The sequence below is a fragment of the Nocardia cerradoensis NBRC 101014 genome, assembly GCF_000308535.1.
GTDB classification, from domain to species: Bacteria; Actinomycetota; Actinomycetes; order Mycobacteriales; family Mycobacteriaceae; genus Nocardia; species Nocardia cerradoensis.
Genome location: NZ_BAFW01000288.1, coordinates 1 through 779, shown reverse-complemented (window position 1 = coordinate 779; position 779 = coordinate 1). Strand labels below are relative to the sequence as shown.

Annotated in this window: 1 pseudogene; it reads right to left on the bottom strand. The window is 77.0% G+C overall.

Annotated features, from left to right (window positions below):
* Positions 1-779, bottom strand: a pseudogene (locus ON23_RS27970) (IniB N-terminal domain-containing protein); the annotation flags it as partial.

Below are 779 nucleotides of genomic sequence, written 5' to 3'. Positions count from 1 at the left end.
CTGCCACGCCGCCGAGGGCACCACTCCAGGCCGGCACCGGCTTCCGCCGCACCGCCCAGCCGCACCGCCGAGACCAGCTCCGGCGCTGGCGGCACCGCCCAGCGCACTACCGAGATCAGCCCCAGCGTTGGCGGCGCCGCCCAGCGCTCCTCCGAGACCAGCCCCAGCGTTCGCAGCACCGCCCAGCGCTCCTCCGAGACCAGCTCCGGCGTTGGCGGCACCGCTCAGCGCACCGCCGAGACCGGCACCGGCGTTGGCCGCGCCGCCCAGGGCACCGCCCAGTTCCGAACCCACCCCGGTCGCCGCGCCCGCAGCACCCGACAAGCCCGCACCCAGGTCACCGGCCGCGTTCAGGGCACCACCGAGCGCACCACCGAGGCCCGCGCCGGCTGCTGCCGCGCCGCCCAGAGCGGCACCGAGGCCGTCGCCCAGGCCGGTTTCGAGTCCGGTGCCGAGTTCCCCGCCGGCATTCAGCGCGCCACCGAGGGCCGCGCCCAGGCCGGCGCCGGCTTCGGCTGCCCCGCCGAGCGCCCCGTCGAGTTCGGTTCCCAGGCCTGCGCCGGCTTCGGCCGCACCGCTCAGCGCTCCGCCGAGCCCGGCGCCGAGTCCTGCGGTGGCTTCGGTCAATCCTGTTGCTGCGGTGGAGATTCCGGCCTGGATGCCGGTTCCGATCTGGGTGGAGAGGTCGGCGCCGACCTGCGCGGCGGTGTCGGCGGCCCCTTCGATTCCGGCGGAGAGGCCGAGATCGGTGCCGGCGGTGCCGGTGCCCGAGAGCGCGC